Raw genomic sequence first — 19,099 nt, 5'->3', positions numbered from 1 at the left:
ATGCCCGCACTCACCCGAGGACAGAAGATCCTCGCCGCGGTCGCGGTGCTGATCGTGGCGCTGTACGTCACCGGCGTGGCCACCCAGAACGACCAGCAGTCCATGGCCGACCCCACCGACAACGGCCTGGTCCAGGCACTGGGCGACTGGTTCGGCGACCCCGATCCGGTCGACCCGGCGGATCTGACCGCCCCGTGCCGCACCGGCGACACCCTCACGGTCGAGGGCAGCTGCGTGCTGACCGTCGCCAGGGCCGACGCGGACCTGCGCGAGGTGGCGCTGCGCCCCGACGCCGCGCTGCACCTGCACACCCGCGCCCCGCACGACGACACCGCCCTCGACCGCGACGTCCCCGCCGGGGAGCGCATCAAGGTCGCGGTCGACGGCGACGGCGTGGACATCACGCTGACCTGCGACAAGTGCACCGTGACCGTTGGAGGCAGTGATGGATAGGCTGCGCACCCCGTTCTTCTTCGTCTCGCTCGTCGCGTTCGGACTGGTCGTGGCGGTGGAGACGGGCAGCTCGTTCCTGCTCGGGCTCACCACCCCGGCCCTGGACACGGCCACGCAGCTCGGCGCCGACGTCCCGCCGGGCGTGGCGGAGCGGCCGGGCGGACTGGCCATCTCGTACCTGGCGCTGATCGACGTCGTGCTGCTGGGCACGGCGGTGCTGATGGGCGTGGCGATCCTGGCCTCCAAGCGGCTGCATGCCCGAGCCCAGGGGGTGGTCACGCTGATCGGTGCGATCATCCTGATCATCACGGCGCTGGTGCTGCTGTTCGTGGCGATCGCCAAGCTCGTCCTGATGATCGGCCTGCTGCTGGCCTTCCCGTTCGGGACGATCGTGTACCTGATCCTGTTCGGGTCGTTCCCACGCGGCGAGGCGGCGGTGGTGCTGTCGCTGATCATGTTCCTGAAGGTGGTCGGCGCGGTCTGCCTGGTGCTGGCGCAGCAGCGGTTCCTGCAGAACAAGGGCCTGGTCGCCATGATGATCACGTCGCTGCTCGGCAACGTGGTGGCGGTGTTCCTGCACGGGCTCGTGCCGGGGGTGCTGGTCAGCATCACGGACGCCATCGCCGGGATCGTGTTCGCGATCGTCGGCATCGTGTGGGCGATCATCCTGATCATCGGGTCCATCCCGGCGATCATCCGGGCCGTCCAGGCCACGGTGGACAACGCCAAGCAACTGCGGTCGGCTGTGCCGAACGCCGCCCAGAGCTGACCCGGCCGTTCGTCATCGAGGACAGGGCCCATGACCAGCAAACTTCCGGTCACGGGCCCTGCCAGTCCCGGTCCACGGGCACGCCGGATACGAAACGATCGCTGCAGAGTTCGGACATTCCGCCACTGGACCATGCGGTCAACGAACTTAGCGGGGGTCGAGATGCCTGCGGTAGCGTCGTGTCGTCGCGCAGTGGTGCATAGCCACTGATTGACGACTTGCGGAAGCCGTAGGGGGTCGCGGGCTACGGCATTAGTCACCATTTCGCACAATGATCAAATCTGGACAGGAAGTAGATCACCGAGGCCCTCACCGCTGACCCGCCACCGCTGACCAGCGCTCGCCCTCAGCCGGGCCAAGGGCATCGACATCCGGCAGAATCCCAGCCAGAAGCACCACCGGCACCTGGAGCCGGTGCTGGTGGTGCTGTCATCGGTTAACGTGACCGGCGCACTTCAATGCGACAAGCAGCCCTTGGAGCATTAAAATGGGAACTCACGAAATGAACCCGACTTGCTGCATTCCGACAATGAAATCGGTTATCGGAAAGTCGAGTCGCGCCTGCACAGCGAACACGGCAATGGGAGTTGGGAAGATGACTTGGTGGTGCTGCCAGACCTTTTTTGTGGCGAGTACCCTTCCATCAATGATCGAATCTCCATCCGAGGAGAATTGAGCACCACGGGTAAAGACCAACTGAGGCCGTTCGTTGTCCTCTAAGTACGAGGCGCTGATGTTACCCACCGCCGCTATGGGAGCTCCAATCGCCGGCGCAGTTCCAGCAGCCGAGGACAGTTGCTCCACTCCCGTCTTATCGTTTCCATCCGTGAAGCTTGCCAGTGCCTGCACGACTGGCAGGCTGGGGCCAGCCCCACTCGCCACCTGATCCGCAATCGCTTGCTCGACAGCGGAAATCGGTGCTGAGCACTCACCTCCACCCCCCATGGATCGGCAGACGAACTCCACAAATACCTCTGGCCCCCGGTCGCCGACGCACCGCCCAGCTTCCATGCACGCCAGATGATCCATCGCTTCTCCGACCGTGAAGCTGCGTGAGCCGCTATACCCGAAGCCGCTCCTCATGGCCTCATACGTTTGCTCGCTGACGTCCTGACCCATGATCTTCAACTCACGGATCTTGCGGATCGCTTCCTCAGCTCGTTTCCGCGCGGCGGCAATCCCTGCTTCATGATGCTTCACCCGGGTCTGATATTGCGCGACAGTCTCCTCCTCGAACCGAAGACCCGATGCATCGCTGAAGGTGGTGGGATTTCCTCCGCTATACGAGTAGCCGTGTGCCTGCTGGGGGTTGGTCAGATCCAGGACTGGGTCGACCGAGATGAATCGGCCGAGTGTGGCGTCGTACTCGCGCGCACCGAGGTGCACCAGACCTGTCGAGTCCTTGGTGCCGCCGACGTAGCCTCTCGTGCCGACGAACAGGCCTTGCGATCCGCGGGTCTCGCCGTACGGCATGGTCCTGTTCCTGGTGGTGCCCAGGCCCACGGAGTTGATCTGAATCTGCTGGGTCCCGTGGTGGTCACCGACGATCCAACGCAGTCCCGCACCGTCTCGCACCGCGATGGTCTGCCCGTCTGCGGAGTAGTAGCGGGTGGCCGCCAGGGTGCCCGAGTCGCGGTCGATTTCGGTGTGACCGAGATAGAGAGTGGTCTTCCCGCCCGTCTTGCCGAGCAGCCGGTTGCCGTCGGCGTCGTACACATACTCGGTCGTGGTAGCACCTTGGGTGACTGTTGCCAGGTGTCCTTCGGGGTTCCAGTTCAGAACCTGGCCGACACCGGCGTCGGTCTGGCGGTTGACCGTGTTGCCGGCGTTGTCATAGGTGAACGCCCTGTTCGCGGTGCCGGCAAGCGGTCCTGCGGCCGCGACGCTGGTCAAGGAGTGCGGTCGGACCGCACCGGGTGCCGGGTAGGTGTACGTCCACGTGGTGTCCGCCGCGGCACCCTTGTCGACCTGCGTCTTACGGTTGCCGGTGTAGTCGTCGAAGGTCCACTGGCGCCAGTAGGGGTCGGCGCCAGCGCCGCCTGGGACCTTGGTGGCGCCGCAGTCCCAGATGGCGTTGGTCCATGCCTCGGTCATCCGGCGTAGGGCGTCGTACTTGAAGCACTCGACCTGGTCCCGTGCCCCGTTGGTCCTTCCGGCGATGACTTTGACGTCGCCGATGGCGTCGTAGCTGTATTCGCTGGTGAACTTGTCGCTGAAGGTGCCCGGGGTCGTGCTCTCGGTGTCGACCTGGGACACGTCGAGGCGTCCGGTGCCCTGGTTGATGGTGTTCGTCAACCGCACCTGAGCTCCTGCGGCGCCGAGCGTGACCCTGTTCAGCGGCCCGTAGTTGTAGTAGGTCCGGCTGGCGACGTAGGTGGTGGTGCTGGGTCCGTAGTCGGAGGTGACGGTCGTCGGGTAGCCGAGGTTGTCGTATCCGTAGGTGATCACCTCGTCTTCGGCCAGCGGCGTCCCGGCCGCCCCTACCCCTGGCACTGTCATCGAGGTGATGTTGCCGGCCTGGTCATAGCCCAGGTTCGTCTGGTAGGTCTTCACGGCCGGGTCCATCACACCGGCCGGGACGGTGACGAAGTTGCCGGTGGGTTGGTAGCGGTTGTTGTATCCGGTGACGCCGGTGACGTACGCGCCGGTGGTGTCGTAGCGCGTCGCCGAGGTGAGCTGCCCCTTGGCGATGGTGTCGTAGAGGTAGGAAGCGAGCTTCGTGCCGCCGGTGCCGACCGGGCCCGACCAGCGTTCGATGACGCGGGAGAGGTCGTCGTACTTGTTCGAGACCTTCCCGAGCGGGCCCTGGGTGTAGTCGACGCGGCCGGCCGAGTCGTAGGCCGTGGTCGTGGTGCCGGCGTCGGGGTCGACCGCAGTGGTCATGCGACCGGCCCAGTCGTAGGCGTAGGTCCAGTCGTTGCCGGCCGGGTCGGTCATGGCGGTCATACGCCCGAGCAGGTCGTAGGTGTAGACGGTGTCCTGGTGGATGGTGGCGGTGGTGTACTGCTCCAGCTTCGTGGTCTTGCCGTTGACGTCGAGATACGCGATGGTCCTGGTGCCGCCGGCCGGAGGCACGGTCTCGACCCGGTCGCCGTAGTAGGTGGTGGTGGCCTGCCGCCATGCGCTGGCGGTGGTGGAGTAGTCCGCCACGCTGATCGGCCGCGACAGGTGGTCATAGGTTGTCTTGTGCCAGGCGGGCAGTGCCGTCAGGGCCGGGTTGAGCAGCCCCGATCCGGCGGCTGAGGCGTTGTGCACCGGGTCGCCGGTCGCCGCGACGTTACCGCGGGCGTCGTAGGTCGTGACGCTGACGATCCGGCCACCGGCCGGGCTGGCCGTCTGGACTTCCCTGGTGCGGCCACGGCCGTCGAGGTAGGTGAACGACGAGGCCCAGTTCCCCGCACCCGACACCAGTTTCTCGGTCTGCGTGCGCGCGGGCGCGGTGGGCTGGCCGATCCCGCCGTCGTAGGTGATCTGGTATGCGAACCGCAGCGATCCCTGGCCCGCTGTCTCGCCGGGCAGAAGCACCTCGGTGGTGCGGCCCAGGCGGTCGACCTTCAGTTCGGTCACCTTGCCGTTGGCGTCGATCGTCTTGAACGGACCGCCCTGGTAACGCGACATGAAGATGGTGGTCTGGTGACCGGCGATCGGGCCGGCGGTGACGATGCCGTTCTCCGGCCAGTTGACCGCCGGGTTGTAGGTCGTCGTGGTGGTCTTTCCCGCCGCGTCGGTCGCGCTGGTGACACGGCCGAAGTTGTCGTACACCGACTCGGTGGCGGTGTACTTGTTGCTGGCGCTGTATGTCTTGACCCAAGTGGGGTTGCCGTCGTCGAGATACTGCAGCGGGCCGGTGTCGATAGACCCGTCGTAGTAGGTGATCGTGCGCCCGATCTCCGCGCCCGGGGTCTGGGTGTTGCACGCCGAGCCCTCACGGGTGATGACCGTGTCCGGGTAGTCGAGCAGGTAGAGCGCTTCGTTGCGGGCGTAGTAGATGTTGGTGCAGGTGTCGTCGGCGGTGTCGGCGAGGTTGCCGTGGTCGGTGACCGTCTCCGGCTGCCAGAACACGTTGTCGTAGGTCGTCGTCTTCTGGGTCTCGCGCCAGCCTCCGCCGGTGACCTTCTCCCGGTTCTTCTCCAGCGTGACGAACGTCCGGTACGAGTTGTTGTAGCCCGGCCCGTCGCCCATCAGCGGATACCCGTACTCGTAGCGGGTTGACCCGACCTCGTCGTAGGTCGCAAGGGTCGGATCGGAGTTGTAGGTGAGCATCTTGTAGCGCTGGACCTGCAGCGTCCGGCCGGTCACGGCATAGTGGTCGACGCGCCAGTGGTCGTCGAAGTCCTTGATCATCGTCTGCTTGAGGGTGTCGTCGTCCTTGCGGTCGTAGTACATCCCCTGGAAGAAGGTGTGCGTCTCGACCGTGTACTGCGACGGGTCCGTGCCCGAGCCCTGCAGCACCCGCACCTTGCCGTAGCCGCGCCAGTCACTCCACGACTCGTCCGAGTCCGCGACGAACGGAGAACGCGGGTGAGCCCAGGTCGCGGTCGACTGCGAGTAGTCGTACTGGGTCACCTGATCCGGCGAGCCGCCCACCAGGTCCTTGTAGACGACCTTCGTGACGAGATACTTGTGGAAGATCCCGAAGCCGGAATCGTTGCTGTCTTCCGGTGTGTGGAAGATGTTGTAGCAGTCCTCGGTGTTGACGTCCCAGTTGCCGACCTTGGTGTTGTACCAGGTGCTGTAGCCCGGCTGGTTCGATCCGCCGTCCGGGCACGGGTCCTTGCGGCCGTAGGTGATCTCGATCTTCCCGCCGAACCCGTTGTAGATCTGCAGCAGCCGCGGCATCCGCAGTGCCGCGACACCCAGGCCGTCCTCGTCGTAGTCGACGCGGCCGTCCAGGTCGGTCCGCGAGTCGAAGTTCACCACCGGCAGGGCGATCTTGGTGGCGTCGTCGCCGATCAACCCGATCGGTCGCAGGTAGTCCAGGAACAGCACCTCACCGGTCAGACCAGGCGGGTTGATGAACTTGTACCTCGCCTGCACCCGCGAGATGTTCTCCCAGCCGTTGGTCACCGGGTTCCACGTGTAGGACGTGACCATGTCCAGGCGCGTCGAGGTGAAGAACGCCTGCGAGTAGTTGCCGCACGAGGTCGCCGAACACAGCAGATCGGCCGGCACGTCCGGATACGACGACGGTGAGGACGCCTGGGTCGGACAGGCGTTGGCCGGGTACGGGTTGGCCACCACGTCGTCGGTCAGCGTGCGCTCGACACACCGGTTCACCGACGTGAACTCGACCTTTCCGACAGGGATCGATCCAGCCACGGTGTCATTGCGACCGTATTCGATCCGGTCGAGATAGCCGCCGCGGTCGTAATCCAGGATGCTGCCGGTCTTGGCGCGCTTGTAGTAGTTGACCTCGCGGGTCCAGAACAGGTTCGTCTGGTTCTCGTTGCGGTCGACGATCTGGTCGAGATTCCACCGCCACGGATCCTGGCACGATCCGGTGAACGCGCTGTTGCACGGCTCGCCCGGGTCATCGCCCAGGAAGTTCATCTTCCACACCGCGTCGCGCACGAACCCGAACCGGTACTTGGCCCCGTCCGGCGTCGACACCAACCAGTACCCGTCCGACTCGGCCCCACCGGCCAGGTTCTCGACCTTCCAGCCGAAGTCGTCCTTGGTCCGCCACTTGCCGTCCGTGGTCTTCACCAGCTTCGTGGCCTGACCGTTGAGCGAGATCGTCATCTGCGCCGAGAGGATGTCGTCGGTGCCCGTCTCGCCGTCGTGCTTGTCGGGCGACTCCCAGCACATCTCACCCGCCAACGCACCGTCAGACGGGTAGTCCTCCTTGCACGAGTAGTAGGTCCGCTCGATGTAGCCCGGACTGAACGACCAGCCCAGACCGGCCCAGCCACCCTGGTTGTTCGTCCATCCCGTCACGCCGTCCACACCGCTGGAGCTGTAGGACAGCGACAGACCCAGCGGGCTGCCATAGGGCAGCGGCGGCTCCGGCAGCGGATAGGAGTAGCTGAACCCGCCCGAACTCAGGCCTATCTGCCACTCGTCCGACGGCTTCAACTCCGTCGCCTTGTACGAGCCGGTCGAGCCACCCTCCGCGACGGACATCACCGCCAGCACCGTGCCCGAGCCCTGCACCGCGGTGCTCTCATCAGCCAGCACCCCCGACCGGTTCGCACGTGCCGCGGCGATCTGGTCACCGCCGACTCCCACGACCGCGCTCAGCACACCCCGCGCCAGATCGTTGACGCTCTCCACCCGCCGCGGATTCGCCGTGCACTTCGCCACCTGCGGAGTCTTCACCGCACACGCCGGCAACTCCACCAGCCGCAACCGGTCCGCGACCGACCCGCCGAACGCCTGCGCGTACGGCGAGTAGTCGACACTCACCCGCACGTGACCGCCCGACAGCACGCTGTCAGCACGCGTCAGCGAGAACACATGACCGACCGCGCCGACGGCACCGGCCGCCGCATGGTCGAAGGACTGAACCCGCACCGCCCCGACGGGACGTTCGGCAGCGAACGCCCGCGCACCCGATTCCGCGCCGACCGGCGACACCGACACACCCAGGGTCGCGCCGACGCTCTGCGCGCCCGCCTGCCGCCCGGCCGTGGCCAGATCCAGCACCGCCACACCCGGCTGCGGCCACTTCGGCGCGGACAGCCGCGCCGTCCTCGCGACCGCGTCGTCAGGGTCAGGCCCGCGGTCGGCCACAGTCAGCGGCCGTCCGGCCACCGACACACCCACATCCAGCAGATCAGGACTCGCCGCGGCAGCCCTCACCGGCACCCCGACGAACGGCAGCAACCCCACCGTCAGAACCACAGCCAGCAGAAACGGCAACCGACGCAGGCGCACGCGCCGCCGAGCAGACACCATCACACACACTCCCCCGAGGCGATCAAGTGCACGCACGGTAGCCCAGAGTTCGACCATCCCGTTGTCCCGCGACGAAGAATCGTTATCGACGTGATGCTCATGATTGTTTGGTTCGCCTGGGGCGGCCTAGCGGTCGAACCGGCGGACAAACGTGTCCACCATCGACGAAGCACTGGAAACCGGGGATCGTGTTTGGTGACGCGGTCGTGACGATCCGACACGCACCGACCTCACTGCCGCGGCGCGTGACTCGGCCCGCCGTACCCAACGGCGGGCCGAGCCACGCGGTGCCGCTACGACAGGGTCAGCGCGGTGTCGTCGATGACGAAGGAGGTCTGCAGGGACGCGTCCTCGACGCCGGTGAACTTGATGACCACCGTCTGCCCCGCGTACGCGGAGACGTCGATGGTGCGCAGCGCGTACCCGGTGTTCTTGTTCAGGTTCGAGTAGCTGGCGATTGTGGTCGAGCCCGCGGCGACGGTCAGCTTGTCGTAGGCGACCGTGGTGGTCGTCTCGGCGGTGTCGATGTGCAGCCAGTACGTCAGCGTTGCGCGGCACCCGGCCGGGATCGTCACCGACTGCGACAGCGTGTCGGTGTGGGTGCTGCCGTACCCGTTCAGCCAGGCCTTGTACGACCCGCCGTGCGCCGCCTGACCCGAGCTGTTGTCGATCACGCCGCTGCTCTGGGTCCACGGGGACGTGCCGGTCTCGAAGCCCGGGTTGCCGAACAACTGCCCGGAGCAGGTGCCGCCCGACGAGCTGACGGTCCAGCTGAAGGACGCCGTGCCGGTGGCGTTGGTGGTGTCCTTGGCCGTCACGGTGACGGTGGTGGTCTGCGCGGTGGTGGGCGTACCGGTGATCTTTCCGGTGCTCGCGTTGATGGTCAGGCCCGCGGGCAGCCCGGTGGCGCTGTAGGTCAGCGTCTGGCCGCTGCCGGAGGAGCTGGCGGTGATCTGCAGGTTCACCGCGGTGCCGACGACCGAGGACTGGTTGCCCGGGTTGGTGACCGTCACCGTGTTGCCGGTGCCCGGCGGCTTGGGCAGCAGGCAGCCCGACACGGTCAGGTCGATCGCGCGCGAGGCGTTGAGGCAGGTGGTGAACCAGTACGTCTGCTGGCCGTAGCTCTGGCCCTGGTAGACGTGGGTGGTGCCGTTGGCGTCGACCTCGCACGGGTTGTTCAGCGTGCAGGACTGGCCGTCGTCGTTGCCGGTGTTGTTGATGCCGACGACGTTGTTGGTGGCCAGGTCGACGATCGGCGAGCCGGAGGTGCCGTGGGTGGTCTGGCAGCCGGAGTTGTACTTGATCGAGTCGTGCCAGGTCCACACGCCCTCGCGCAGGGTGGGCACGAACGCGCTGATGGTGCAGTTCCAGATCTGCTTCCAGTAGCTGGACGGGATGAACATGCTGCTGCCGCTGGCCGGGCGGGTGGCCGAGATCGTCAGCGCGGTCACGCCGTAGCTGCTCTGGATCGAGGCGAACGTGGTGTTGAGGCGGTACAGGGCGACGTCGGTGTCGGTCATCGTCGCGTAGATCAGCTGGTCGGCGCGGACGGTGCCGAGGCCGGTGCCGGAGGCGTTGAGCAGGGTGCCGGACCGGGTGCTGCTGCGGTTCTGCAGCACGTCCCCGGCGCCGGGCATGCCGCCCTCATAGCAGTGGCCGTTGGTCAGCATCATGGCCCGGTCGGTGCTGACGGAGCTGGGGAAACGTACGAGCGAGGCTGAACAGTTGTTCAACGCGATCGTCGCGTTGAGGCTGGCCGCCTGGAGGGTGACGGCGGTCGCGGGGACGGCGGGGACCGCGATGGCGGCCGCGCCGAGCACGAGTGCGCCCACGGTGGTGGCGATTCGTCGGAACATGGGGGCTCCCAGGGGGTGTGAGAAATCGCCGCCAGTCTATGGGCAGCCTCACCCTCCAGTGAAGACCATGAATAACCGCGCCGATCGACCCAGCGAGCGGTCAGCGCTCGGCGCCGTCCAGCAGGGCGCGCACCTGGGCGGCGAGCGCGACCGACGCCTCGATCTCCACCTTGCGGATCGACACGCTCTCCACGTTGAACCCGAACGGCATCCCCAGGTGGCGACAGAACTCGCTGAGCTCCCGCGCCGCGGCGACACAGTAGTCGTACGACTCCGCCAGCGGGTCGGCGGCGTGGGTCAGCGCGTTCTCCAGCCAGCGCGGGATGCCCACGCCCAGCCACTTCAGGAAGGCCAGCGTCTTGAGTGAGCCGCACACCGACAGGGTGAACAGGACCGGCCGCGGCGCGATGCCCTGCTCGCGGCAACTGTGGAAGTAGTCCGACACCAGGCTCTTGGTCGCGTCGACGTCGTAGACGACCTGTGAGATGAAGAAGGCGCAGCCGCGGGCCTGCTTGGCGGCCAGGCGCAGGTGCTCGTCACCGCTGCGCACGTACCGCTCGGTGATGGCCACCCCACCCAGCAGCAGCTCCGGCCGGACCTCGTGGCGCAGCACCTGGGCCTGCGGCAGGCTCGTGTGGATGGTCTTCTGGCTCGACGACGCGCCCACGAACACGCTCAGCACGCGGGCCGGGTCGGCCCGGTCCAGCCACGACCGCAGTTCGTGCTCGGGGTACTTGCCCACGCAGCGGTAGACCACGACCGGTCGGTCCCAGCCGGTCAGGTACTCGTCCTGGAAGCGGGCCGGATCCATGGTCGGCAGGTACGGGAAGGGGCGCTGGTCGGGGTTGCGGTCGCTCTCGTCGTCGATGTCGTAGAGCACCAGGCCGTCGACGTCGAGAGGGGCGAGCCGGGCCATGGTGACGGCAGCGATCTGGCGCACCTCGTCGGGGGTGGCGCTGCGGCGCGGCGGCGTGATGCCGAACAGCAGGACACCGCTGTGCGCGTCGGTCAGCAGTTCCCGCAGCGGCGGCCGCCCGGTCGGGGTCTCGGCGGCGTTGGGCGAGGTCACGGTCTGCTCCAGCATGAACCGACCTTAACCAGGTCGTCTGTGGCGTGTCTTCGCCCAGGATTGCCGTCTCACATAGTCGACACGACTCGGGTGGTCAGTGTGCCATGGTCTGGGCGGCGCGCAGGTCGTCGAGCAGCTCGACCTGGATGGCCAGGACCTCGGTCAGGATGCGGCGGGCGACGGCCAGCAGCTCGGCGACGTGCGGGCTGACCAGCGAGTAGTAGACGGTCGAGCCTTCCTTGCGGGTGACCACGAGGTTCATCTTGCGCAGCACGGCCAGCTGCTGGGACAGGTGGGCGGCCTCCAGGCCGACCTCGGGCAGCATCTCGCCGACGGAGTGCTCGCGCACCGACAGCAGCTCCAGCACGCGAATGCGGGCCGGGTGGGCCAGTGCCTTGAAGAACTCCGCCTTGGCCTGATACAGCGGTTTGCGCACCGGTCCACCTCCTCCATCGTCCCCAAACCGTACCGGGCGCATTCGCGGGCTGCCGGGCTGCCGGGGGCGTTCCGATCAGCGGACCATGCGGCCGGGGCGGGACAGGGCGAACAGCCGTCTGGCCAGGGCCTGCAGCAGCACCAGACTGGTGTCCTGGTCACCGCGGCGGTGCATGACGTGCGCGTGGGTGGCGATACCGAGCAGGCGCAGTCCGTCCAGGCCCCAGGCGGTCGCGTTCGCGTCCAGGTGGGCGTGCAGCGCCGCGAACTCGGCGGCGGCCTCGCCGCGCTGGGTGGTGCGCCGCACCGCGGGCACCAGGCCGTCGACCACCAGGAGGTATCCGTGCCAGGCCGAACGTCGCTGGGGTTCCATCTGGCTGCACGCCCCTTCCGCTGTCGGCCATCCCGGCCGCGCGTGCTCGGGCGCTGCCCGCCGAACCCGCGGCGACGCATTAGTACTTGCTAAGATACGCAACTATTCAGCTCGACGGGCACCGGGTGTACGCAGCCCCCGCCCGAATGGCAAGATTCGTCCCATGTGGACAGAGGGTGCCTCGGCCGACGCGATCGAGCTGGCACACAGACAGGTCGCGGCGGCCGCCGCGATGCTCGCCCAGCACCGTCCGGCCGGTGGCGGCCTGTGCAGCTGCACCCGACAACTGCCCTGCTCGGTGGCGCTGGCCTGCGTACGCGTGAGCGAGCGGCACAGCCGGTTGCTCGGCCTCACCCACCCCACCATCGTGCTGCCATTGGTGCGCGAACAGGCGCCCGGCAGCGAGGAGACACCCCCGCAGGGTTGATCGCCACGACGACAAGGGTCCGTACAAAATTCAAGGGTTCCGATGCCTTGTGCCGCTTCGGCGGTTCTGCTTGGCTACGGCGAGCCGTCCACATCGGCATGGACACAAGGAGCCCTTCATGAGACTGAAAACGGTTACGGCAGGACCTGCCCTAGCTGTCTTCGTCGCCGCGGCGATCGCCCTGAGCGCACAGCCCTCGGCCGCCGCCCGACCCGCCGGACAGACCGGTGCGACCGCACCGGCCCTCGTCGGCACCCTGGCCGCGCCGGTCATCGACGTGAACAATGTCAAGGCCCACCTGCAGCAGCTGCAGACCATCGCGACCAACAACGGCGGCAACCGGGCGACCGGCACCGGCGGCCACACCGCCTCGGTGACCTACGTGCAGCAGAAGCTGCAGGCCGCCGGCTTCACCGTCACCCTGCAGACCTGCACCACCTGCAACGGCTCGGCCAAGAACGTCATCGCCGACTGGCCGGGTGGCGACACCAACAACACCTACATGTTCGGCGCGCACCTCGACAGCGTCTCGGCGGGTCCCGGCATCAACGACGACGGCTCCGGCTCCACGGCGCTGCTGGAGGCCGCGCTGCAGCTGGCGGCGGCCAACCCGACCATGGCCAAGCACGCGCGGTTCGGCTGGTGGGCCGGCGAGGAACAGGGCCTGATCGGCTCGAAGTTCTACGTCAACTCGCTGACCTCGGCGCAGAAGACCGCGATCAAGGCGTACGGCACGTTCGACATGATCGCCTCGACCAACGGCGGCTACTTCGTCACCGGCACCGACGCCGTCGCGGTGAAGCTGCGTGAGTACTTCACCTCCATCAGCGTGCCGACGGAGACGTCGACCGAGTGCTGCAGCGACGACGGCTCGTTCCGCAACGCGGGCATCCCGTCCTCGATCAACTCGACCGGCGCCGGCTTCACCAAGACCAGCGCGCAGGTCACCAAGTGGGGCGGCACCGCCGGTGCGGCGTACGACCCGTGCTACCACAAGGCGTGCGACAGCTACCCGTCGAACATCAACACGACGTCGCTGGGCCGCTTCGCCAACGCGATCGAGTACGCCGTGTGGAACCTGACCACCGGCACCGCGCCCGCCAATGACTTCTCGGTGTCGCTGAGCCCCACCTCCGGTGCGGTCAACCCGGGTTCGTCGACCACGGCCACCGTCAGCACCGCGACCACCTCGGGCAGCGCGCAGACGGTCAGCCTCAGCGCCTCCGGCGCCCCGTCGGGCGTGTCCGTGAGCTTCAGCCCCACCTCGGTGACCTCCGGCGGCTCGTCGACAATGACCGTGTCGACCACCTCCAGTGCCGCCCCCGGCACCTACACCATCACGGTGACCGGCACCGGGTCCGTGACCCACTCGGCCACGTACACGCTGACCGTCAACGGCACCGGCGGGTGCACCGGGGCCGGGCAGAAGTTCGCCAACCCGGGCTTCGAGTCCGGTGCCACCTCGTGGACCCAGTCCTCGGGCGTGATCGGGCAGAACACCGGCAACGGCGCGCCGCGCACCGGCACGTGGTCTGCGTGGCTGAACGGCTACGGCTCCACCCACACCGACACGCTGTCGCAGTCGGTGACCCTGCCGACCGGGTGCAGCAGCTACACGCTGTCGTTCTATCTGAAGATCGTCACCGCGGAGACCACGACCACCACCGCGTACGACAAGCTGACCGTGCAGGCGGGCACCACCACGCTGCAGGTGTTCTCGAACCTGAACGCCAGCGGGTACACGCTGCGCTCGTACAACCTGTCGGCCTTCGCGGGCCAGACCGTCACCATCAAGTTCACCGGCGTCGAGGACTCGGGCCTGCAGACGTCGTTCGTCATCGACGACACGGCCGTGACCGTGTCCTGACGCGACAACAACCGGTGGCCGGTTCCACGAACCGGCCACCGGTTGTTAATGTCGGCGCCTGTGCGTACGCGGATGGTGCTGGTGCGGCACGGCGACTCGGTGCACAAGGCAGACGGCGTGGTCGGCGGCCCGCACGGCTGCGGCGGCCTGACGCCGCTGGGACACGAGCAGGCGGCCGGATTGGCCTCGCTGCTCGCCGCACGGGCGGACCAGGACGGGTGGGGTGAGACCGTCGCGGTCTACACCTCGACCCGACGTCGGGCGGTGCAGACCGCGGCCACGGTCGGGGCGGCGTTCGGAGTGGAGCCGACCCAGGACTGCGGCCTGTGCACCTGGCACGTGCCGGACTATGCCGACGGCATGGCGGTGGAGCGGTTCCTGCGGGACCACGCCGCACCCGGCGGCGGGGTGTTTCGGCCATTTCAGGACGGCAACGAGACACCTGCCGAGCTGCTCACCCGGATCAGCCGCGCGCTGGTGGAGATCGCCTCCCGGCACCGGGGCGCGACCGTGATCGTGGTCGCGCACGCGGAGACGGTCGCCGCTTCGTTCACCGGGCTCGGCCTGCTCGGCCACTGGCACCCGTTCGACCTGGTCAACGTCGGCAACGCCACGGTCACCGAATGGCTCACCGACGACAACCCGGCGGCGTTCCCGCCGCCGCGCTGGTCCCTGGTCCGCTTCAACGCGTGAGGCAACCCGCCGCCAGCGGCCGTCGCGGGCGCGACGCCGCCTGTTGTCCGACCCGGCTACCTTGAGCCGATGGCTCGCGGCGCGAAAAGGACGCTCCGACGCAGGGACATCCAGGCGCGGGTCGTGTCGGCTGTGGTCGCGAGCGCGGCACTTGCCGGTGCCTGGATCATCGACCGTACCGGCGGCTCCGTGCCGCGGTTCGCGTTCCTGCTCGCGCCGGTCGCCGTCTGGGCGGCGGTGATCGCGTACGCCCAGCGGGTCGTCGTGAGCCAGACCTCCATCGCCGTGTACTCGATGTATCGCGTCAGCACGGTGCCGCGGCACATGGTGGCAGCCGGGCAGCTCGGCAGTGACGGCAAGCTGCTCGTCCAGACCACCGACGGTCGGACCGTCGTCATCCGGACCGGGCCGTCGTGGCTGTGGGAACCGAGAAGCGGCAGGCTCGATCGAAGGCTGGGCCAGCGCGAAGCGGCCGAGCAGCTCAACGCCATGCTTCGCGGAACCCCCGCGTTGCTCGACACCGCGACGCCCCGGACCGCAACACCTCGGATCGCCTGGCGATGGGGGGTCGTCGCCATCGCGGCGGCGTGCCTGTTCGCCTTCGCGGCGGGCTGCCTCGGGCCTGACCTGCTGCACTACTGACGGGCCGCGCCAAGGGACCGCACCGATCTTCTCCGGCAGCTCACGCCAGACGGTCACCGCCACGCGATCAGAAGCGGTTACGCAGGCGCATGGCGTTGGGTCGACCGTCGGGATCGCAGATCAGCTCGTAGACGAGCCGAGCGGGCAGCCTGCGCCAACCGCCGACCTTCGGCGGGACGTAGCGGCGCAGTCTGGTGCGCGGCCGCGGACCGGTGCCACCGGCCTCGTGCCAGCCGTCCAGCTCCCTGGCCGCGGCAGCGAACAGGTCGAACGCCGCCCGCGGCTCGCGCAGCCGCCCGTCGGGACGCCCTCGCCGCCGAACACGTGCTCACTCATCAGCTCCAGCCGCAGGTCACGCGCGTACGCGGGGACCTCCGACTCGTCGACCACCGCGCAGGTCAGCTCGGAGTCATAGGTCCACGAGCGCAGGTTGAAGTTGTCCGAGCCCACCGTCGCCCAGGTGTCGTCCACGACGCACGACTTCGCGTGTACGTAGATCGGCGTCCCGGCGGCGTTCTCCAGGCCGTACACCGCGACCCGGTCGCCGCCTGCCCGGCCCAGCACCTTCATCGCCTGCTTGCGACCCCACGACTCGGCGATGGAGATGGTCGGCGAGGCCGCGTCCGGGACGAGCGGCACCACGCAGATCAGGCGCAGGTCGGGGTTGGCCCGCAACGCCTCGGCGAACGGCTGGATCACCCGGGCCGACCAGAGGTACTGATCCTCGACGTAGATCAGCTGCTGTGCCTTGGCCAGCGCTTTGAGGTAACCGCGCGCGATGCTGCGCTCGCCGCGCGGGGCGAACGGATAGCGGCCCAGCCGCCGCCGCGGGTACGTGCGCAGCGTCTGCACGCTGTGCGGACCGCACGCGGGCGGGTCCGGCAGCTGCTCGGGCAGCGCCGGGACCTCGGTGCGCAGCCGGGACAGGCGGTCGCGCAGCCAGTCCAGCACGTTCAGCGACAGCGGGCTCGGGTCGAGCCATCGTTCCCGGAACACGTGCTCGACGTCGCCGACCGCAGGACCACGCAGCTGCAGCTGGATGTCGTGCCAGGGCGGGTTCGGGCCGTACACCTCGGCCATCGGTGGGGCGAGCGGATCGCCCTGGTGCTTGGTGTCGTCGTTGCGGCCGCGGCACAGGTCGATGCCGCCGACGAAGGCCACGTCGTCCTCGGGGCGGTCGGGGTGGCGGACCACGAACATCTTCTGGTGGTGCGAGCCGCCGAAGCGGACCCGCATGTCGAGCAGGACGTGCGCCCCGGCCTCCTGCAGCTGCTCGGCGAGCTGGCGGTTCTGCGGCGAGCTGAAGTGCAGCCAGTCCGGGTGCGAGCGCCACAGCAGGCCGTACACGTGCACCCCGCGTCGGGCCGCGTCGCCGAGCACCTTGGTGACCTGGGTGCGCGGCCCGTCCAGGCGCTCATCGGGGTCGCCGCGCCAGTCGGTGAACATCACCACGTCCCCGGCCCGGGTCCGATCCAGGACCTCGACCAGCTCATGGAAGTACGCCGCTCCGTGCACCAGCGGGCGGGCCAGGTTGCCCCGGGTCCAGGCCAGGCCGTCGCCGCGCCGCCGGTCGATGTCGGTGGCGGGGTTGCCGCGCTCGTCGGCGGACAGGAACCAGCTGCCGGGGGTCACGCCGGCGACCGTACCGTCAGCGCCACGGAAACCGTCAGGGGCATCGAGTTCGCGATGGTCGGCTCCCACCCGCCGCGGCAGGCCGGGTCTCAGAAGGTGATGAACCCGTACAGAGCCTTGTGGTTGGACTTGGTGGAAGCGACCGTGTACCCGACCGGCGAGGCCTGGACCGTGCCTCGCACGAACAGATAGTCGATCTTGCTGGACCCGTTGGTCGCGGCGGTGCCGTAGCCGTTCATGCCGTATCCGCTGAGCGTGCTCGCCGGGATGCCGGTGCGGTTGGCGTCGATGCCGACGATCCGGATCGTGGAGGCGTTCATCAGGTCGGTCGCATCGACACCGAGGTGGATGCCGGTGGCGCCGATGCCCTTGTCGCCGTCGCCCGCGCAGGCGTTCTGGCGGTTCTCCTGCGGCAGATGCATGGTCGCGGCGAAGACGCTGGTGCCGGTCTCCTTGATGGTGAACCGGGCGGCGATGGCGCTGGTGCGCTTCCACTTGTACTGGTCGGTGGTGTCGGGGTCGGCGTTCGGCGGCTTGTACAGGGTGCACCCGGCGCCGTCGGCGTAGGCGGTGCCGGGCTTGAGCCAGCCCGCGCTCCAGTACTTCGACACACCGGTCAGGGACAGTCGCCCGGAGTGGTAGATGATGCCGTTGGTCTGCTTCTTCTTCAGGTCGCCGAGGGACTGGTCGTCGCACTTGTGGGTGCTGCCCCACGGCTCGGGGTCGTCCCAGACCACGATCGCTTGGTACGTCCCGGCGGGCAGCCCGAACTTTGCCGACAGCTGGTCGGCGTACGCGGTGGCCTGGCCGGTACCGCGGATCTGCTGCACGATGAGGATGTCGGGCGCCTTGACCCCGCTGGTGCCGGTGTGGCCCGCGTCGTCGACGAGCATCGAGGTCAGGTGGTCCGGTCCCGAGATGCGGGTGCAGGACCCGTCGGAGTTGTTGACCACCAGGTTCTCGATGTTGTTGTTGTAGACCCGCAGCACGCGGTCCGCGGCCTGCGCCGGGACCGGCAGCGCCGTCACCGTGGCGATGGCGGCCAGCACCGCCAGCAGCCGAATTCCGATCCTGGCGCGCATGCCCGGCCCTCTCGTCGAGTTGTGCCGCCATCCTGCCGGGCCCCGCTACAGCCGACCTACAGGTCCGCCACAGCGGGGCCCTGAGCGTCATGGGCCCTGGACGTCAGGCCCGCAGCGCGGTCTCCACGATGCCCGCGTAACCGACGTGGCCGGACCGGTTCGGGTGGTAGGACTCCCCCGTCGGCAGCGACGTGCCGTTGAGCCATTCGACGTCGTCGCAGACAGCGTGTCCGGTGAAGGGACCACGCGCGTCGACGAAGACGAAGCCGTGCGCGGTGGCCCTGGCCTTGATGGTGGTCGCGAGCAGGTCGGCGGCCGCGTTGAGTTCGGTCTGCTCTCCGGGCGAGATGCGGGCGATGACGTTGCACTCCTCGCCGTTGAACAGGCGCGGGTAGCCGACCACGGCCACGGTCGCGTTCGGGGCCAGGGAGCGGATGCGGTCGTACAGCCCGTCGAGCTGGCCGGGCAGGGTGTTGCGGATGTAGTTCTCGGCGGTGTCGATCTGACCCCAGCAGGTGTAGGGCCAGGGCTTGGCGCACTGGACGATCACCGAGGACCAGCCGATGTCGTTGCCGCCCGCGCTGACCGTGACGTACCGGGTCCCGGCGTTGAGGCTGCCCAGCTGCTTGTTGAGGACGTCGGGAATCTTCGCACCGGCGCAGGCGGCGAAGGTGAGCGTGGCGCCGAGGCGGGCGGCGTCGAGGACCGGATAGGCGTACGAGGAGCGCTGGCACGTTGTGTCGAAGTACTCGCGGGTGCCGGTGCCGGAGGCGTAGGAGTCGCCGAGGGCGGTGTAGGTGGGCGCGGCGGCGTGGGCGGGTGCGCCGAGCAGGACGAAGGAGAGGGCCGCCAGCAGGGGTACGGCGGCGCGGAGCGGGAACGGCATGTGGCTCTCCCAAGGGGT

General features: G+C 68.2%; 14 protein-coding genes. 6 read left to right on the top strand and 8 right to left on the bottom strand.

Going from position 1 to position 19,099, the window contains the following annotated elements:
* Entirely contained in the window at window positions 1-453 is a 453-nt protein-coding gene (locus KUA19_RS11075; RefSeq protein ID WP_217396101.1) for a hypothetical protein, read from the top strand.
* Window positions 446-1,222 carry a hypothetical protein gene (locus tag KUA19_RS11070; protein ID WP_217396100.1) on the top strand — a complete coding sequence of 259 codons (777 nt, stop codon included), beginning with the start codon at window positions 446-448 and terminating at the stop codon, window positions 1,220-1,222. The genes KUA19_RS11075 and KUA19_RS11070 overlap by 8 nt, the downstream gene beginning before the upstream one ends.
* A gap of 495 nt (window positions 1,223-1,717) precedes the next feature.
* Here the strand turns inward: KUA19_RS11070 and KUA19_RS11065 are convergent, their stop codons facing one another.
* The 5 genes from KUA19_RS11065 to KUA19_RS11045 all read right to left on the bottom strand — a co-directional run bounded on the left by KUA19_RS11065 (window position 1,718) and on the right by KUA19_RS11045 (window position 11,852).
* Complete coding sequence (locus KUA19_RS11065; RefSeq protein WP_217396099.1) at window positions 1,718-8,053, bottom strand: RHS repeat domain-containing protein; 6,336 nt, start codon at window positions 8,051-8,053, stop codon at window positions 1,718-1,720.
* Between the two features lie 359 nt (window positions 8,054-8,412).
* On the bottom strand, window positions 8,413-9,975 hold the full coding sequence (locus KUA19_RS11060) for a S1 family peptidase (RefSeq protein WP_217396098.1): 1,563 nt from the start codon (window positions 9,973-9,975) through the stop codon (window positions 8,413-8,415).
* Window positions 9,976-10,075: 100 nt separating this feature from the next.
* A complete protein-coding gene (locus KUA19_RS11055; protein ID WP_217396097.1) occupies window positions 10,076-11,059 on the bottom strand; it encodes a methylenetetrahydrofolate reductase in 984 nt (327 codons plus the stop codon).
* A 79-nt stretch (window positions 11,060-11,138) separates the two neighbouring features.
* Window positions 11,139-11,480 (bottom strand): ArsR/SmtB family transcription factor, encoded by a 342-nt coding sequence (locus tag KUA19_RS11050; protein ID WP_217396096.1) that lies wholly within the window; start codon window positions 11,478-11,480, stop codon window positions 11,139-11,141.
* A gap of 75 nt (window positions 11,481-11,555) precedes the next feature.
* On the bottom strand, window positions 11,556-11,852 hold the full coding sequence (locus tag KUA19_RS11045; protein ID WP_217396095.1) for a hypothetical protein: 297 nt from the start codon (window positions 11,850-11,852) through the stop codon (window positions 11,556-11,558).
* 163 nt (window positions 11,853-12,015) lie between these two features.
* Here KUA19_RS11045 and KUA19_RS11040 point away from each other — a divergent pair, with 163 nt between their 5' ends.
* The 4 genes from KUA19_RS11040 (at window position 12,016) to KUA19_RS11025 (ending at window position 15,481) form a co-directional block, all read left to right on the top strand.
* Window positions 12,016-12,279 carry a hypothetical protein gene (locus tag KUA19_RS11040; RefSeq protein WP_217396094.1) on the top strand — a complete coding sequence of 88 codons (264 nt, stop codon included), beginning with the start codon at window positions 12,016-12,018 and terminating at the stop codon, window positions 12,277-12,279.
* A 118-nt stretch (window positions 12,280-12,397) separates the two neighbouring features.
* A complete protein-coding gene (locus tag KUA19_RS11035; RefSeq protein WP_217396093.1) occupies window positions 12,398-14,146 on the top strand; it encodes a M28 family peptidase in 1,749 nt (582 codons plus the stop codon).
* Between the two features lie 60 nt (window positions 14,147-14,206).
* Entirely contained in the window at window positions 14,207-14,839 is a 633-nt protein-coding gene (locus tag KUA19_RS11030; protein WP_217396092.1) for a histidine phosphatase family protein, read from the top strand.
* 123 nt (window positions 14,840-14,962) lie between these two features.
* Window positions 14,963-15,481: a hypothetical protein gene (locus KUA19_RS11025; RefSeq protein ID WP_217396091.1), complete on the top strand. Its 519-nt coding sequence runs from the start codon at window positions 14,963-14,965 to the stop codon at window positions 15,479-15,481.
* Window positions 15,482-15,601: 120 nt separating this feature from the next.
* Here the strand turns inward: KUA19_RS11025 and KUA19_RS11020 are convergent, their stop codons facing one another.
* The 3 genes from KUA19_RS11020 to KUA19_RS11010 form a co-directional block, all read right to left on the bottom strand.
* Entirely contained in the window at window positions 15,602-17,113 is a 1,512-nt protein-coding gene (locus KUA19_RS11020) for a phospholipase D family protein (protein WP_308167417.1), read from the bottom strand.
* Window positions 17,114-17,202: 89 nt separating this feature from the next.
* Entirely contained in the window at window positions 17,203-18,195 is a 993-nt protein-coding gene (locus KUA19_RS11015; RefSeq protein ID WP_217396090.1) for a hypothetical protein, read from the bottom strand.
* 103 nt (window positions 18,196-18,298) lie between these two features.
* The gene (locus tag KUA19_RS11010; protein WP_217396089.1) at window positions 18,299-19,081 is read right to left on the bottom strand and encodes an SGNH/GDSL hydrolase family protein; all 783 of its coding nucleotides are present in this window, start codon (window positions 19,079-19,081) and stop codon (window positions 18,299-18,301) included.
* Between the last annotated feature and the right edge of the window lie 18 nt (window positions 19,082-19,099).

The sequence above is a fragment of the Catellatospora tritici genome, from assembly GCF_019083965.1.
In the GTDB taxonomy this organism is placed as follows: domain Bacteria; phylum Actinomycetota; class Actinomycetes; order Mycobacteriales; family Micromonosporaceae; genus Catellatospora; species Catellatospora tritici.
Note: the sequence above shows the minus strand (reverse complement) of the source record. Positions and strands in the feature narration are given on the sequence as shown.

Excerpts from the sequence above, each read along its gene's own strand:
- KUA19_RS11075 (WP_217396101.1), top strand. The coding sequence starts at position 1 with ATGCCCGCACTCACCCGAGGACAGAAGATCCTCGCCGCGGTCGCGGTG.
- KUA19_RS11015 (WP_217396090.1), bottom strand. The coding sequence starts at position 18,195 with ATGCGCGCCAGGATCGGAATTCGGCTGCTGGCGGTGCTGGCCGCCATC.
- KUA19_RS11010 (WP_217396089.1), bottom strand. The coding sequence starts at position 19,081 with ATGCCGTTCCCGCTCCGCGCCGCCGTACCCCTGCTGGCGGCCCTCTCC.
- KUA19_RS11040 (WP_217396094.1), top strand. The coding sequence starts at position 12,016 with ATGTGGACAGAGGGTGCCTCGGCCGACGCGATCGAGCTGGCACACAGA.
- KUA19_RS11035 (WP_217396093.1), top strand. The coding sequence starts at position 12,398 with ATGAGACTGAAAACGGTTACGGCAGGACCTGCCCTAGCTGTCTTCGTC.
- KUA19_RS11070 (WP_217396100.1), top strand. The coding sequence starts at position 446 with ATGGATAGGCTGCGCACCCCGTTCTTCTTCGTCTCGCTCGTCGCGTTC.
- KUA19_RS11060 (WP_217396098.1), bottom strand. The coding sequence starts at position 9,975 with ATGTTCCGACGAATCGCCACCACCGTGGGCGCACTCGTGCTCGGCGCG.
- KUA19_RS11055 (WP_217396097.1), bottom strand. The coding sequence starts at position 11,059 with ATGCTGGAGCAGACCGTGACCTCGCCCAACGCCGCCGAGACCCCGACC.
- KUA19_RS11045 (WP_217396095.1), bottom strand. The coding sequence starts at position 11,852 with ATGGAACCCCAGCGACGTTCGGCCTGGCACGGATACCTCCTGGTGGTC.